Genomic DNA, 15261 nt, shown 5'->3' on the forward strand with positions numbered 1-15261 from the left:
CGATCTCCACATTCGTCTACCCGAGACGGTCCCGTTATTTGCGAAACGGTCGGTTCAGACCATACTTTGTGCGATCCTCACCGCGTCCCGCTCGCACGCGGGCACCCGCGTACCCCCGAGATATCCCCAGAGAGGCCCCAGCCGATGGCTAACTTCGACCCCAAGCGCGTCACCCCGATCGAATGGGCCGGCATCGGCGCGGGCGCGCTCGCGTTCATCGCCAGCTTCTTCCCCTGGTACACCGTGTCCTACACCGGCGGCTTCGGCCTCAGCGGCATCGGCGGCTCGCTGAGCGCCTGGGGCGTCGGCATCCTCGGCTGGGGCGCCGTGCTGATGCTGCTGGCCGCGGGCGTGCTGCTGGTCCTGCCGCACGTGGGCACCGCGGTGAAGAACCTGTCGCTGATCTGGCTGATCCTGGCCGTCGTCTCGGTGCTGTTCGTGATCATCCGCTGGCTGACCCTGTCCAGCTCCAGCGGCCTCGGCTCGCTGGGCGCCGACGTGGGCATCTCCGAGGGCGCGGGCTTCGGCCTGTACCTCGGCCTGCTGGCCGCGATCGGGTCGACCGTCGGCGCGGTGCTGGTGTTCCTGAACCAGCGCAAGACCGTCCCGCCGCAGGCCCCGCCCGCTCCTCCGGCCTACCCGGCCGCCTGACCCGGGCGCAAGAGACCAAGCCCCGGCCGCAACCCCCCAGCGGCCGGGGCTTTCCCTTGTCCTCGGGCGGGTGGTCGCGACCGCACTGTCTGTCGCGTTAGGAGCGTCTAGTCGGCGCTCGGCTGTTCTACGGTGACGGGTTCACCAACGACCTGCTCGACCGAGGCAGGCTCAACGGCGACGGGCTCGACGGCAACAGGTTCAACCACAACGGGCTCGACCGCGACGGGCTCAACCACGACGGGTTCGGCGGCAACGGGTTCGGCGGCAACGGTTTCCGCGGCGGCGGGCCTGCGCGCCTCGGGCAGCGGTCGGGCCGGGCGCTGCAGCCGCTGCGAGATCACCTGGGTGATGCCGTCGCCGCGCATGCTGACGCCGTAGAGCGCGTCGGCGATCTCCATGGTCGGCTTCTGGTGGGTGATGATGATGAGCTGCGAACTGGCCCGCAACTGCTCCAGCAGACCGATCAGCCGCCGCATGTTCGTGTCGTCCAGCGCGGCCTCGACCTCGTCCATCACGTAGAACGGCGACGGCCGGGCGCGGAAGATCGCGACCAGCATGGCCACCGCCACCAGCGACTTCTCCCCGCCGGAGAGCAGCGAGAGCCGCTTGACCTTCTTGCCGGGCGGGCGGGCCTCCACGTCGACGCCGGTGGCGAGCATGTCGTCCGGCTCGGTCAGCACCATCCGGCCCTCGCCGCCGGGGAACAGCACGTTGAACACGGTGACGAACTCGCGGGCCACGTCGTGGTAGGCCGACGCGAAGACCTCCAGGATCTTGTCGTCGACCTCCTTGATCACCGTGAGCAGGTCGCGCCGGGTCGCCTTGAGGTCTTCGAGCTGCGTGGAGAGGAACTTGTAGCGCTCCTCCAGCGCGGCGAACTCCTCCAGCGCCAGCGGGTTGACCTTGCCGAGCAGGCTCAGGTCCCGCTCCGCGCGCTTGGCCCGCCTGGCCTGGGTGTCGCGGTCGTACGGCGACGACGGCGGCATGCTGACGTCCTCGCCGCGCTCCTTCGCCGCCTCGTACTCGGCCAGCTCACCCGGGCTGGGCGGCACCGGGACCTCGGGGCCGTACTCGGCGACCAGGTCCGCCAGGCCGATGCCGAAGGTCTCCGCGATGCGGACCTCCAACTGTTCGAGCCGCAGCCGCTGCTCGGCGCGCAGCACCTCGTCGCGGTGCACGGCGTCGGTCAGCTTCTCCAACTCGGTGCTCAGCTCGCGGACCTTGCCGCGGACCTCGGTCAATACCCGTTCGCGTTCGGCGCGCTGGGCCTGGATCGTGTCGCGCTCCTCGGCGGCGCGGGCCAGTGACCGGGCGATCCGGGTCAGCGCCAGCTCACCGCCGTCGACAACGGCCTGGGCGATCGTCGCGCCGCGCTTGCGGGAAGCCATCGCCCGGGACGCGCGCTCGCGGGCCTCGCGTTCGGCGCGGGCGGCGCGGCGCAGCCCGTCGGCCTTGCCCTGCAGAGCGCGGTGGCGTTCCTCGGAGGTGCGCAGCGTCAGCCGCCCCTCCATCTCCTCTTGGCGGGCGGTGGCCAGCGACGCGGTGTACTCGTCGCGTTCGCTGGAGTCGGGTTCGTCGTCGACGGACTGCTCCTGCTCGACGACGGCGAGCCGTTCCTCCAGCTCGGCGAGCCGGGTCAACGCCTCCTCGCGGGCCCGCTCGACCTTGGTGCGCTGGGTCTCGGTCCGCTCGGCCTCGGCCTCGGCGGTGCGGACGGCGGCGCGCAGCCGGTTGAGCCGCTCGGCGGACCGGGCGGCGCGGACCTTGCCCTCGTTCACCGCCTCCTTGACCGCGTCGACGTCGGCGCGGCGGGCCTGCTGCTCGGCGCGGGCGCCCTCCAGCGCGGCGGACGCCTGCTCGGCCGCTCGCTCGGCGGCGGAGAGCTTGGCGTTGGCCTCGTCGACGGCGGCCTGGACCTCGATGACGCTGCGCGCCTTCTCCGAACCGCCGACCGCCCAGTGCGCGCCGAGCACGTCGCCGTCGCGGGTCACCGCTCGCAGGTCGGGATAGGTGCCGATCAGGGCGTTCGCCTCGGGCAGGCCGTCGACGACCGCCATCCGGTCCAGCGCCCGGTGCACGGCGGGCAGCAGCGCGTCCGGCGCCCGCACCAGGTCGACGGCCCAGCGCGCGCCCGGTGGCAGGGTCGGCCAGCCCGCGCGGTCCAGCGGTTCGGCCGGTCCGCCGACCAGCATCCCGGCACGGCCCGCGTCGCCCGCGCGCAGCATCCGCAGCGCTTCCAGGGCACCGGTCGGGTCCGCCACGGCGACCGCGTCGGCGACCGGTCCGAGCGCGGCGGCCAACGCGGCCTCAGCGCCGGGTTCGACGGTGAGCAGCGCGGCGACCGACCCGAGCAGTCCGGGCAACCGGCCGGACGCGGCGAGCAGCGCGCCCGCCCCGTCCTTGCGGGACAAGCCGAGCGACAGCGCGTCCACCCGGGCGCGCCAAGACGCGATGTCCTTCTCCGCCTGCCGTTCCGCGCGGACCAGTTCCTCGACCCGGGCGCGGGCGGCGTCCAGCGACGCGGTGACCTGGCCGTGCCGGTCGCCCAGGGTAGCGTCGTCGGTATCCTCGACGCCGGTTTCCTCTTGGGCCACGGCCAGTTCCTCGGCGGCGATCTCCACGCGCTCCCTGGCCTCGCCGAGGGTGAACGTCAGCCGCTCGATCTCCTCGTCGGTGGCGCCGGTCTTGCTGCGCAACGCCTCGACCTGACCGCCCAGCCGGGCCAAGCCCTCCCGCCGGTCGGCGATCGCGCGGACCGCGGCGAGGTGCGCCTTCTCAGCGGCCTGCACCATCCGCTCCAGCTCAGCGCGCCGCTCGGTGGACTCGGCCAGCGCGTAGCGGGCCTCGGCGACAGCCTCGAACAGCTCCGCCTCACGCATGGCGGTGTGCTCGGCCTCTTCTTCCAGTTCCTCCGGGGCACGCCCGCCGCGCGGGGCCTCCACGGCGGCGGACAGGTGCCGGGCGCGTTCGACGGCGAGCCGCACGGTGCCGCGCAGCCGTTCCTCCAACGCCGAGAGCCGGTACCAGGTCTCCTGGGCGGCGGCCAGCTTCGGCTGGTCGACGGCGAGGTTGTCCTCCAGCTCGGTCTGCCGGGCCTGGAACACCTCCAGCCCCTGTTCGACCTCGGCCCGCTTGCGCCGCGCGGTCGCCTCGTCGGCCTCCTCGCGCGCGATGTCCGAACGCTGGGTGACCAGGTCGTCGGCGTGCAGCCGCAGCCGGGCGTCACGCAGCTCCGACTGCACGGTCTGCGCCTTGCGGGCGATCTCGGCCTGCTTGCCCAGCGGCTTGAGCTGGCGGCGCAGCTCGGCGGTCAGGTCGTTGAGCCGGGTGAGGTTGGCCTGCATCGCGTCGAGCTTGCGGATGGCCTTCTCTTTGCGCTTGCGGTGCTTGAGGACGCCAGCGGCCTCCTCGATGAACGACCGCCGCTCCTCGGGCTTGGACTCCAGGATCGCGGCGAGCTGCCCCTGCCCGACGATGACGTGCATCTCCCGGCCGATGCCGGAGTCGGACAGCAGTTCCTGCACGTCCATCAACCGGCAGGACTGGCCGTTGATCTCGTACTCGCTGGCGCCGTCCCGGAACATCCGGCGGGTGATCGACACCTCGGAGTACTCGATCGGCAGCGCGCCGTCGGTGTTGTCGATGGTGAGCGTGACCTCGGCCCGGCCGAGCGGGGCGCGCCCGGAGGTCCCGGCGAAGATGACGTCCTCCATCTTGCCGCCGCGCAGGCCCTTGGCGCTGCCCTCGCCCATCACCCAGCGCAGCGCGTCGAGCACGTTCGACTTGCCCGAGCCGTTCGGGCCGACCACACAGGTGATCCCGGGCTCGAACTTGAGCGTCGTGGCCGAGGCGAAGGACTTGAAGCCCTTCAGCGTCAGGCTCTTGAGGTGCACGGGGCGAGACCCTTCCGGTTGCGGTGCGAGCCGCCGTAATCCGGCTGAGACTACCTGTGCCGACGGCCGCGATCCGGGAGGCGGGGCCCATAACGTCCGCGTGCGGACGGGTCTGCGCAGGTCAGGACGGCGCGGGGACGTCGACGAGCACCACGTCGTCGTCGGTCACAACCTCGACGCGGGAGATCCGGGTCAGGTCGATCGAGGTGCTGCCGGGGATCGGGTCGCCCTGGGTGTAGCTGCTGGCCCACCACCCGGCGACCTCGCGGTACCCGTCGCGACCGCGCACCACCAGCTTGCACGGCTTGCCCGGCGGCACGTCGTGCAGGCGCAGCCGGACCTCGGTCCCCCAGGTCCGGTCGGTCAGGTCGACATCGGCGCGCACCCCGCTCGCCGGGTCGGTCGCCGACCAGCTCACCACCAGCGGCTGGTTCCCGCCGGACGCGTGCAGCGACTGGTAGACCAGCACCCCACCGACCGACAACGCCACCACGATCGCCGCGGCGGCCGCCATCAACGTCCACCGGCGTGCCTTGCGCGGACGCTCGGCATCGGTGACCACGGCCACCGCCGCCGGTCTCGCCGCGGGCTCCGGCTCGACGTCGAGCGGGTCCTCGGTCCAGGCGTGGCCGTCGCCGTCGAACGCCCGCAGGTCGGCGGGCACCTCGGGGGTGTCCTCGAAGTCCGCCGGGGAGATCCGGTGCAGCAGGCCGGGCAGCGGCGAGAGCCGGACCAGCTCGTGCCTGCAGTCCGGGCAGGACGCGGCGTGCGCCTCGAAGGTGGAGCGCTCCAGCGGGTCCAGCGCCCCCAGCAGGTACGCCCCCAGGGACAAGGTGTGCGAACAGGTCACAGCTCCGTCACCCCGCGCTCCTCAAGGGCGTCACGCAGGGCGCGCAGCGCGTAGAACGACCGGGACTTGACCGTGCCCGGCGGCACCCCCAACACCTTGGCCGCCTCGGCGACGGTGCGACGGCGGTAGAACAGCTCCGCGATCACCGCGCGGTGGTCGCGGGACAGCGCCCGCATCGCCTCCGCCACCTGCCAACCCTGCAGGACCTGCTCGAACTCGTCACCGGAGCGCGGCCAGTCGGCGTTCTCGATCGGCACCTCGGCCACCCTGGCGCGCTGGCGGCGGTAACCGGAGATCACCAGGTTCTTGGCCACCGTGTACAGCCAGGGACCGGCCTTGTCGGCCTCCAGTGACCCGGCGTGACGCCACGCCCGCAACAGTGTCTCCTGCACGACATCCTCGGCGCGCTGGTGGTCACCGCCGACCGCGCGCAGCACGTAGCCGAGCAGCGGCCGCCGGTATCGGCTGTAGAGCTCACGGACGAACTCGTCGTCCTGCCCCGGGCTCCCCACGTCCTCCGTTTACGCCTCCACGGCCACTGCGGTTCAACGTGCACTGTGGACCAGGTCACGTTGAACCTGACGGGTTTACCGCTCAACGAAGCCGTTGAGGTTGCCCTTCGCGTCGCCCCACCGCTCGACGACCGCGGCGACGCTGCCTGGCGCGTCCCCCGAACGCAGCGCGGCGAGCAGTTCCTCACAACCCGGTCGCGGCCCCTCGGCGACGACCTCGACGCGGCCGTCGTCGGTGTTGCGAGCCCAACCGGTCAGCCGCAGCCGCAACGCCTGCGACCGGGTCCACCAGCGAAAACCCACACCCTGGACATGGCCGCGGACGAACGCGGTCAACCGGGCGGGACCCTCGGCGGCGGTGAAGTCCGACACGGGCCCATGGTGACATGAGCCCGTGTCGGTCATCGGGATGTGTGATCCAGCCGTACTAGCGCGCCGCTGGACCGGCGCCCCGGCCATCCACATGCCGCGAGTTGTCCACAGGCGGGCTCAGTCCCGGTTTCTCGCAGTCGGGACGCGGTAGACTGGCCTCGGGGACGCCCCCCGGGAAGGGTGGGGGCCGCCCGGGGTTGGGTGCTGGGGTGGGATTTCGAGTAGGTGTGGCGGGCTTGGGTGGTGATGGTTCCGGTCGGGCGGGGGCGCTGATGGCGTGGTTGTGCGGGCGGTCGCGGTGCAGGGCGTGGTGGCGGCGCGGGCGTGGGAGGGGTCTTCGTGGTCAGTGATGTCGCGGAGGCGAACGGACTCGGCGACAGCCACCACCGGCACTCTCCGGCATCGCGGCGGGCACGGCACTCTCATATGACCAATCAGAGACCGTGCCCGCCCTCATGCGGGTAGCCGACCGTGGCGGAACCCTAGGGGCGCCCGGGGTTCTGTGGCGTGGCGGCAGCGAGTCAAGCGCTGAGTTGGGTGATTTGGGTGGGTGTCGTCGGTGTTAGGAGGTGGCGAAGGTGGGGGCGTCGACTGCCCAGTACCAGTTGTTGGCGCCGTTGGCGAGGCGCCAGGTGACCTTGACTGACTGCGCGCCCGCGGGGACGGCGGCGGACAGGGACTCGATCTTGGCGGTGACGTCGCCGGTGTAGGTGGACACCGTGCGGGTGGCGCCGCCGTCGAAGGACACTGAGACGGTGGCGGTCTCGTTGCCCTCCTTGCGGTAGTGCGAGCTGAACCCGATCTTGAGGGTGCTCTTGCCTGCCACGGACACGGTGGGCGAGGTCAGTGAACTGTTGAACGTTCCGGAAGTCGACTTGTCCGACCACTCGTCGGAGTCGGCGACGGCGAACACGCCGCGGGCGCGCACGTTGCCCTCGCGGCCCTGACCGGTCTCGGTGCGGGTCCAGAAGTCGTCGGTGGTGAACGACCAGCCGCGCCACTCGGTCATGCCGCCGGTGCCCATGCCGGTGTTGTCGATCGTCCAGCCGGACGGGGTGGTCTTGGTCCAGCCGCGCACCGAGGTGGGGATGCCGGTCTCGTCCACCCGGGTCTGCAGCGAACCGATGAGGGAGTCGAACGGGTCGGTGCCTGCGGTGCCCAGCACCCGGCCGTCGAGCGCGGCCGGGACGGGGACACCGAGCAGGGACAGCACGGTCGGCGCGACGTCGACGTTCTTCGGCGCGATCGCGGGCGTGCCCGGGGCGACGCCGGGGCCGGTGCGGATGATGAACGACGCGCGCTCGGGCGGGGTGTTGCCGCCGTGGCCGCCCGCGTCGGTGTGGCCGTGGTCGGCCGAGACGATGATCGTCCAGTCCTCGTCGGCGTAGGTCGGCCGGGCGTGGATCGTGTCCACGAACTGCTTGACCCTGGTGTCCGTCGCGGCGATCGCGGTCAGGTAGCAGGCGCCCGCGGCACCGCAACTGTGACCGGCGGCGTCCACGTCGTCGAGGACCACGAAGCTCGCGTCCGGGCCGACGTCGCGCAGCCGGGCCACGGTCTGGTTGGTCGTGTCGGTGTCGTTGGCGCCGTTCACCCGCGCGTCGACCGCGCTGGAGAAGATCGCCTGCCCGGCCGAGTTGTCCACCAGCGGGTCCCAGGTGGCGGCGGCGAAGGTCGACAGGGCGGGCTTGGCCTGCTCGACCCGGGTGAGGAAGTCGGGGTAGGTCGACAGGTTGGTCGACGTGCCCCACGAGTTGCTCAGCACCTTGTGCTTGTCTGGCCAAGTTCCGGTGGCCAGGGTCGCCCAGCCCGGACCGGACAGGGTGGGCGCGAACGGGGGCGCGTAGAGCACGGTCTTGCTCGACTGGCCGGTCGCGATCAGGGTGTCCAGGGTCGGCGCGTTGGCCGGGGCGATCTTGTCGAACAACAGGCCGTCGATGCCGATGACCAGCACCTTCGGCGTCTTGGCCGCCGCTTCGGCGGGGCCGGTGCTGATGGCGGGCGCGACCAGGGCGCCGGTCGCGACGGCGAGACCGGTGAGCAGGGCCGACAGTTGCGTTCGCCGCAAGGTTTCCTCCCAGGGAGCAGGTTCGGCGAGTACGCGGCAACCTTCCTGTACAGACAAGTCGGCGACAACGGACGGCGGTCGTTCGACGACGGAACGTCGGGTGAACAGTGGACGGCCCACACCGCGCCGCCGTCCCGCGACCCGGGTGGGCGAAACCCGGTGATACATTGCCGCGCCGTGGCCCGGCTGCATCCGGGTCAGGGAGGTAGGACCCGCATGTCCGAGTCACCCGACGATCCCATCGTCAAACTCGTCACCGAGTCCGACGACGCCGACCGCGGTGCGGCAGGCGCCGATCGCCCCGGACTGCGCAAGGCCCCGTACGCCGTGCTGGGGGTCGCGGGCCTGGTGGTCTCCACCGTGTTCGCCGCCGTGGCCGCGTTCGCCACCAGCGAGGGCAAGGACGCGCAGTCACCCGGCACCGAGGTCACGGTGAACACGACCGAGAACACCAGCGCGACCACCACCGACGACCCGACGTCCACCGACGCGACCACCGCGTCGGACACGTCGGCGACGACGACCACCACCGAGTCGTCCGCCACGACCACCACGACGACGCAGCCGGGCGAGCCGACGACGACCACGACGTCGAAGAAGCCGGGGCGCCCGACCACGACGACGGTGCCGCAGCAGACGACCAACCCGGGTACGCCGGTCCCGCCGACATCGCACACGACCGCGACCACGCGCCCGGATCCGACGACGTCCTCGCCGACGACGACAAGTAACCCGCCCACGTCAACGACTCAGCCAACCACCTGATCGGCAGGCCGAGCGCCCCGGTCAACTGGTGACCGAGGGTGGCGATCTCACCCGTTAGTGGTACGTTGCCGAACCGTGACACAACGACGGCACCCGCGCGGTCGCCGCTCCGGCGTTGTCGCCGCCGGCCTGGTGGCCCTCGCGGTCGGCGCGGGGACGGCCGGGGTGACCACGGTCCTCACCGCCCCCGAGGTGCGTGACGCCACGGCGGCCATGTCCGCCGATCGGACGTCCCTCGACCAGGGGGTGGTGCTGGTCGACGGGACCACGACCGACCGGCCCGCGTCCGGGTCGCAGGTTCCCACGACCACCACGTCGGTGACCGGCACGTCCCCGACGACGACCACGACCACGTCGTCAGCGCCTCCGGTCACCACAACAACCACCGCGACGACAACCACGACCAAGCCGACCACGACGACGTCCAAGGCGCCCACGGACACGTCGATGCCCGGTCAGGTCTTGGCGCTGACCAACACCGAGCGCGCCAAGGCGGGCTGCTCCGCGCTGGTGCTCGACTCGCGGCTCAACCAGGCCGCGCAGGCGCACAGCGCGGACATGTCGGCGCAGCACTACTTCTCGCACACCAGCCTCGACGGCCGCACCTTCGTCGACCGGGCGAAGGCCGCCGGGTACCCCAACCCGGGCGCGGAGAACATCGCCATGGGCCAGCGCAGCGCGGCCGAGGTGATGAACTCGTGGATGAACTCAGCCGGGCACCGGGCGAACATCCTCAACTGCGGCCTCAAGACCATGGGCCTCGGCTTCGTGCAGTCCGGCTACTACTGGACGCAGATGTTCGGCTGGTGATCAGAGTTCGAACCGGTAGCCCATACCGGCCTCGGTGATGAGATGGCGTGGCCGGGACGGTTCCGGTTCGAGCTTGCGGCGCAGTTGGGCGAGGTAGACCCGGAGGTAGTGGGTCTCGTTCGCGTAAGCGGGTCCCCACACCTCTTGCAGCAACTGCTTTTGCGCCACCAACCTGCCACGGTTGCGGGTAAGAACCTCGAGGATGCCCCACTCCGTGGGAGTCAGGTGCACCTCGACGCCGTCTTTGCTGACTTTCTTCGCGGCCAGGTCGACTATGAACGACGCCGTCTCGACAACGGCCTCTTCAGTCGCCGGGACCGTGGTGCCACGACGTACAGCGGCTCGTAGGCGGGCCAGGAGTTCGTCCATGCCAAAGGGTTTGGTGACGTAGTCGTCTGCGCCCGCGTCCAACGCGCGAACCTTGTCAGTGGAGTCACCGCGTGCGGACAGCACGATGATCGGCACCGACGTCCAACCCCTCAGGCCCGCTATGACGTCGGCGCCATCGATGTCCGGTAGGCCCAGGTCGAGCACTACGACATCGGGTTTGCTCTCGGCCGCCGCGCGCAACGCCGCCGCGCCGTCGTGGGCGGTGCGGACGTCGTAGCCGCGAGCGGTGAGGTTGATGCGCAGGGCACGGACGATCTGCGGCTCGTCGTCGACAACGAGAACTGTGGTCACGGCGGCTCCAGAACTCTGCACAACCTGTACAACCTCGGTGCATCCTCGCACCACCGGGCCACACACGCGTGGTCCGGTCGCAGGAGAGGGTGCATCTCCCGCGACCGGACCGGTCGGCATCTTGCGCGTCCTTGACACCGCTACCTGCGGCTCTTACGCGTTCTTAGCGGGTAGGTGTTGTGGGGGGTGCTGTCGTTGGGGGCGCGGTCGTCGGGGCCGATGTGGACGAACTCGGCGCGAGCGACGTAGTGCTGGGAGGCGCACTGCTGCCCTGTTGCGGTAGCGGTACGAACGGGAGGCCGGTGACGGGCACGCAATCTCCGGTACGGCTGTCGAGCATCGGTAGCGGGAACTTGTTGCTGGGGTGGTAATCCGGCGACAGGTTCTCGTCACACATGGGGTGCGGCACGTTGATCGGCTCACCACCCGTTGTGTACAGGTAGAACTCGGGCAGGGGCGTGCCGTTGGCGTCCACCGCGTACAGGTTGCGCAGGGGGACGCCGTCGTAGGTGAGGCCGTCGTTGTACTGAACGGGGCCGTAGTCGTGCCTACCGGTCGACCACGTGAACGCCGCGAACACCAACGAGACCAGCACACTGGCCAGGAACACGTTGGTCACCACGGCGATCGGCAAGACCCGGTCGTCGGTGCGCGCCCGAGGACCCGCCCACGTCACCACCGCGGACGCGCCGAGCACGACCACCGCCGCCTCGACCCGACCGACGAGCAGCATCAACACCGCCAGCCCGATCCGGATCAGCCCCCAGGCGGGCCGCAGCGACCGCAGATACCCCACCACCGGCTCGGGCAACTTGGCCACCGTCGCGTGGAAGCGGCGGCTCAGCGACCGGTACTCGGGCAACCGCCGGACATCGGCGACGGTGACCTTGCCGGTGAACAACCAGAGCATCCCCGGGGCCACGAAGATCAGCAGGAACACCCACACGGCGTACCGGCTGCCGCTGCCCTGGGCGGCCGCGGCCAACCCGGCGAACAACGCCAGCAGGGCCAGCCCGACCATCACCCAGAAGGTGAACCTGGCCCACCCGTGCCGCTCCGGCGGCGGCGCGGTCGGCGGCGGGTAACCACCTGCCGCCCGCAACTCCGCCGCGTACGCCTCCGGCGACCCCAGGCGCTCGATGCCGCCCGCCTCCGCGAAAACCTCGGCCACGTGCGGCTCGACGTCCTCCATGACCTCGGCCAACTCCTCGGCGGGCAGATCCGCCAACGCCGCCCTGATCCGGGCCAGGTAGTCGACCACCTCGGGCGACCCGGTGTGCACGCTCATGCCGCCGCCTCCTTCAAGATGCCCTCCATGGCCTCGGCGAACGCCCGCCAGGCCCGCTCCGACTCGACCAGCCGCACCCGGCCTGCGTCGTTCACCCCGTAGTACTTCCGGTGCGGCCCCTCGTCGCTGGGCACGACGTACGAGGTGAGCAACCCGGCCCGGTAGAGCCGCCGCAACGTCCCGTAGACGGAGGCGTCACCGACCTCCTCCATCCCGCCGCCCCGCAACCGCCGCAGTACGTCGTAGCCGTAGCCGTCCTCATCCCGGAGAACGGCCAGTACGGCGAGGTCCAGCACTCCCTTGAGCAACTGGCTGGTGTCCATGCGCCCCCTCCTGCTATCGCGCTGTGGACACTATTACGCATAGCGCACTACCGCGCAAGGCGCACCCCGCACTGATGTTCCCCTGGGGCGGAGTCCGACCCGCGCGGTCCAGCCACTCCCGAGCCCCACCCAGCCAACCGAGCCCCGCTCAGCCAACACGGGACGCAATCACACCGACGCCGCCACCACCCAAGAATGAATGCGCCCGCCCCCGAACAATCACCCGACTCGGCCCTTGACTTTCCGCCGAGCCAGCACTACCCCCTGGGCAGGCCCCCTCCCACCCGGGGGCGCTTGGTCTCAGCCGATCGTCGCACCACCGTGTTTGAGCAGTAGCTCGTTCATCTTCTCAACAGGTTTGCGCCGGCCGAGGGTCTGTCTCGGTCGACCATTGAGCTCGTCGGCGACGTAATCGAGGTGGGCCTGGGAGTGCACGACAAGGTCGGTGCCTTTGGGAGAGTACTGACGCAGCAGTCCGTTCGTGTTCTCATTTGTCCCCCGCTGCCAAGGTGAATGCGGGTCACAGAAATACACCCGGGATCCCGGTGGCGATGGTGAACCGGGCGTGGGCGGCCATCTCACTGCCCTGGTCCTAGGTGACCGACCCGCGTAGAAACTTCGGCAGAGTCATCATCTTCTCCGCCAACAAACAAGCGATCCGATCCGCGGACCGGCCGTGGGGAACCCGCTGCAGCATCACGAACCGGGTGCTGCGCTCCACCAACGTCAGAATCTGCGACCGGCACGCCTTGCCGAGAATGAGGTCCCCTGCCCAGAACCCGGGCACCGCCCGGTCCTCGGCCTCCTTCGGGCGCTCGCTGATCGAGACCATGCCCTGGATGGTCCCCGGACGAGGGCAGGCGCGACCCGGAGACACCCGGCGAGCACGACCGGACCGCAGGGCCTGATACAGCAACGCCCGCAGCGGCCCCTCGACATCCAATTTCCGTGACTTCGGACGAGCACGAGCCACTCGCGCGCGCTTTCCCGCCCGCGCCGCCCGATACCCCGACCTGCCCCCATTCACATCGACCTCACGCGACACCACCGTGTGATCCCGACCCAACAGACGACCGATGTGCCGAAAGGACCGGCCGACCGCCAACTCCCTGGAAATCGTCTCCCGCTCCTCCGGAGTCAGCAACCTACGACATGCCACGAACAAATCTCCGATCACCAGGCTTGACAACATCATCCCACACCTGGTGCAACGACCACCTGAGACCAAGGGGCCACTGTGTCCCAGGCTACGGCAGGAATGGGGTGGTGTGGAAGACGGTGGTGGTGAACTGTGAATGGTTGGGCGGGATGTGGATAACTTGACGAAGCGCAGGTCGGAAAGGCGGGGCGGGCCGATTGGTTAGCTGTGGATGACTGCGCAGGATGTGGATAACTCGTGGGAGGCGCAGGGTCGGGAAAAGCTAAGCGGGGCGGGGTTGGCAGTGGGGGCAGGAGAAGGAAGAACGGTTCATGAAAGGCTCGCGGATGAGGGGGCGGCCGCAGCGGTTGCAGGGGAGGCCCTCTTGGCCGTAGGCGTTGAGGGAGCGGTCGAAATAGCCGGATTGGCCGTTGACGTTCACATAAAGGGCGTCGAAAGAGGTGCCGCCGACGCCTAAGGCGGCGTTCATGACGCTGGTGGCGGCGGTGATGAGGTCGGTTGCCTTGCGGGGCGACAGGGTGTCCGTGCGGCGGGACCAGTGCAGGCGGGTCAGCCAGAGGGCTTCGTCGGCGTAGATGTTGCCGATGCCGGAGACCAGGGTTTGGTCCAGCAACGCCCGTTTGACCTCGGTGCGGCGGGAGCGCAGGGCGCGGGAGGCGGCGGCCAGGTCGAAGGCGGGGTCCATCGGGTCGCGGGCGATGTGCGCGACGGGGGCGGGCAGGCGGTCGCCCGCGACGTCGACGACGTCCTCGATGGAGAGGCCGCCGAAGGTGCGTTGGTCGACGAAGCGGAGTTCGGGGCCGTTGTCGGCGAACGCGAAGCGGGCGCGGAGGTGCTTCTCGTCGGGGGCGCCGGGCGGCTGGACGAGCATCTGGCCGCTCATGCCGAGGTGGGCCAGCACCGCGTCACCCGAGGAGAGGTCGAGCCACAGGTACTTGCCGCGGCGGCGGGCGGCGTCCAGGCGGACGCCTGCCAGCCGGGCGGCGAAGTCGAGCGGGCCCGCCGGGTGGCGGCGGATGGCGCGCGGGTGGAAGACATCGACGGCCGCGATGGTGCGACCGGCGACGTGGGCCTGCAGGCCGCGGCGGACGACCTCCACCTCGGGTAGTTCAGGCAAGCTCAGGCACCGTCCGCGCCGTCGGTGTCCGCCTTGATCTTCTCGGAGAGCTCCCGCCAGGCCGCCTCGGCGGCCTTCTGCTCGGCTTCCTTCTTGGTGCGGCCGTCGCCGTTGCCGTAGCCCTGGCCGTTCACCACGACGATCGCGGTGAACTCCTTGCGGTGGTCCGGGCCCTCCTCCTGCACGCGGTACTCGGGCACGCCGAGGCCGTGCGACGCGGTGAGCTCCTGCAGGCTGGTCTTCCAGTCCAGCCCGGCACCCAACCGCGGCGCCTTCGCCAGCAGCGGGTCGAAGTGCCGGTGCACCACCTCGCGGGCGGTGTCGATGCCGTGCTGCAGGTAGACCGCGCCGATCACGGCCTCCATGCCGTCGGCGAGGATGCTGGCCTTGTCCCGGCCGCCGGTGAGTTCCTCGCCCTTGCCCAGCAGCAGGTGCGCGCCGAGACCACCGGGACCGAGGCCGCGGGCGACCTCGGCGAGCGCGTGCATGTTGACCACGCTCGCGCGCAACTTGGCCAACTGCCCCTCGGCCCGCTCCGGGTGGCTGCGGTAGAGGTGGTCGGTGACCACGAGCCCCAGCACCACGTCACCCAGGAACTCGAGGCGCTCGTTCGGCGGGAGCCCCCCGTTCTCGTAGGCGTACGAGCGGTGCGTCAGGGCGAGCACGAGCAACTCGGCGTCCAGCCGGACGCCGAGCGCTTCGAGCAGCGTTTCCGGATCCGCCGTGGGACCCCGGGACGCTTTACCCCCCATGCGTGCTTCGCCGGGGC

At 70.6% G+C, this 15261-nt stretch carries 15 protein-coding genes and 1 pseudogene; 3 read left to right on the forward strand and 13 right to left on the reverse strand.

The window, feature by feature from the left end; genetic code table 11:
* Positions 1-144: 144 nt before the first annotated feature.
* Positions 145-651 (forward strand): hypothetical protein, encoded by a 507-nt coding sequence (locus tag H504_RS0127210; RefSeq protein ID WP_026425362.1) that lies wholly within the window; start codon positions 145-147, stop codon positions 649-651.
* Between the two features lie 107 nt (positions 652-758).
* Here H504_RS0127210 and smc read toward each other — a convergent pair whose 3' ends face one another.
* The 5 genes from smc to H504_RS0127235 form a co-directional block, all read right to left on the reverse strand.
* Positions 759-4547 carry a chromosome segregation protein SMC gene (gene smc, locus H504_RS37265; RefSeq protein WP_245614473.1) on the reverse strand — a complete coding sequence of 1263 codons (3789 nt, stop codon included), beginning with the start codon at positions 4545-4547 and terminating at the stop codon, positions 759-761.
* Between the two features lie 121 nt (positions 4548-4668).
* Entirely contained in the window at positions 4669-5397 is a 729-nt protein-coding gene (locus H504_RS0127220) for an anti-sigma factor family protein (protein ID WP_026425363.1), read from the reverse strand.
* Entirely contained in the window at positions 5394-5909 is a 516-nt protein-coding gene (locus H504_RS0127225) for a sigma-70 family RNA polymerase sigma factor (protein ID WP_026425364.1), read from the reverse strand. Before H504_RS0127225 ends, H504_RS0127220 begins: the two co-directional genes overlap by 4 nt.
* 75 nt (positions 5910-5984) lie before the next feature.
* On the reverse strand, positions 5985-6314 hold the full coding sequence (locus H504_RS0127230; protein ID WP_051386312.1) for an acylphosphatase: 330 nt from the start codon (positions 6312-6314) through the stop codon (positions 5985-5987).
* A 529-nt stretch (positions 6315-6843) separates the two neighbouring features.
* Positions 6844-8349: an alkaline phosphatase family protein gene (locus H504_RS0127235; RefSeq protein ID WP_026425366.1), complete on the reverse strand. Its 1506-nt coding sequence runs from the start codon at positions 8347-8349 to the stop codon at positions 6844-6846.
* Positions 8350-8565: 216 nt separating this feature from the next.
* On the opposite strand from H504_RS0127235, the gene H504_RS0127240 reads away from it, so the two are divergent.
* A complete protein-coding gene (locus tag H504_RS0127240) occupies positions 8566-9114 on the forward strand; it encodes a hypothetical protein (RefSeq protein ID WP_026425367.1) in 549 nt (182 codons plus the stop codon).
* A gap of 75 nt (positions 9115-9189) precedes the next feature.
* Entirely contained in the window at positions 9190-9924 is a 735-nt protein-coding gene (locus H504_RS0127245; RefSeq protein WP_026425368.1) for a CAP domain-containing protein, read from the forward strand.
* Here H504_RS0127245 and H504_RS0127250 read toward each other — a convergent pair whose 3' ends face one another.
* From H504_RS0127250 to rnc, 8 genes and pseudogenes are all read right to left on the reverse strand, one after another.
* On the reverse strand, positions 9925-10605 hold the full coding sequence (locus H504_RS0127250) for a response regulator (RefSeq protein ID WP_026425369.1): 681 nt from the start codon (positions 10603-10605) through the stop codon (positions 9925-9927).
* A 163-nt stretch (positions 10606-10768) separates the two neighbouring features.
* The gene (locus H504_RS0127255) at positions 10769-11893 is read right to left on the reverse strand and encodes an HAAS signaling domain-containing protein (RefSeq protein WP_026425370.1); all 1125 of its coding nucleotides are present in this window, start codon (positions 11891-11893) and stop codon (positions 10769-10771) included.
* Positions 11890-12216, reverse strand: a complete 327-nt coding sequence (locus tag H504_RS0127260; RefSeq protein WP_026425371.1) for a PadR family transcriptional regulator — start codon at positions 12214-12216, stop codon at positions 11890-11892. The genes H504_RS0127255 and H504_RS0127260 overlap by 4 nt, the downstream gene beginning before the upstream one ends.
* Before the next feature lie 300 nt (positions 12217-12516).
* Positions 12517-12798: an IS30 family transposase gene (locus H504_RS44120; RefSeq protein ID WP_425394080.1), complete on the reverse strand. Its 282-nt coding sequence runs from the start codon at positions 12796-12798 to the stop codon at positions 12517-12519.
* Between the two features lie 10 nt (positions 12799-12808).
* Positions 12809-13048, reverse strand: a complete 240-nt coding sequence (locus tag H504_RS44125; protein WP_026425372.1) for a hypothetical protein — start codon at positions 13046-13048, stop codon at positions 12809-12811.
* Between the two features lie 255 nt (positions 13049-13303).
* Positions 13304-13411 (reverse strand): annotated as a pseudogene (locus H504_RS43900) (hypothetical protein); the annotation flags it as partial.
* A gap of 226 nt (positions 13412-13637) precedes the next feature.
* Positions 13638-14492, reverse strand: a complete 855-nt coding sequence (gene mutM / locus H504_RS0127270; RefSeq protein ID WP_026425373.1) for a bifunctional DNA-formamidopyrimidine glycosylase/DNA-(apurinic or apyrimidinic site) lyase — start codon at positions 14490-14492, stop codon at positions 13638-13640.
* 2 nt (positions 14493-14494) lie between these two features.
* Complete coding sequence (gene rnc / locus H504_RS0127275) at positions 14495-15244, reverse strand: ribonuclease III (RefSeq protein ID WP_026425374.1); 750 nt, start codon at positions 15242-15244, stop codon at positions 14495-14497.
* Between the last annotated feature and the right edge of the window lie 17 nt (positions 15245-15261).

The organism is Actinokineospora inagensis DSM 44258 (assembly GCF_000482865.1).
Lineage (GTDB): Bacteria > Actinomycetota > Actinomycetes > Mycobacteriales > Pseudonocardiaceae > Actinokineospora > Actinokineospora inagensis.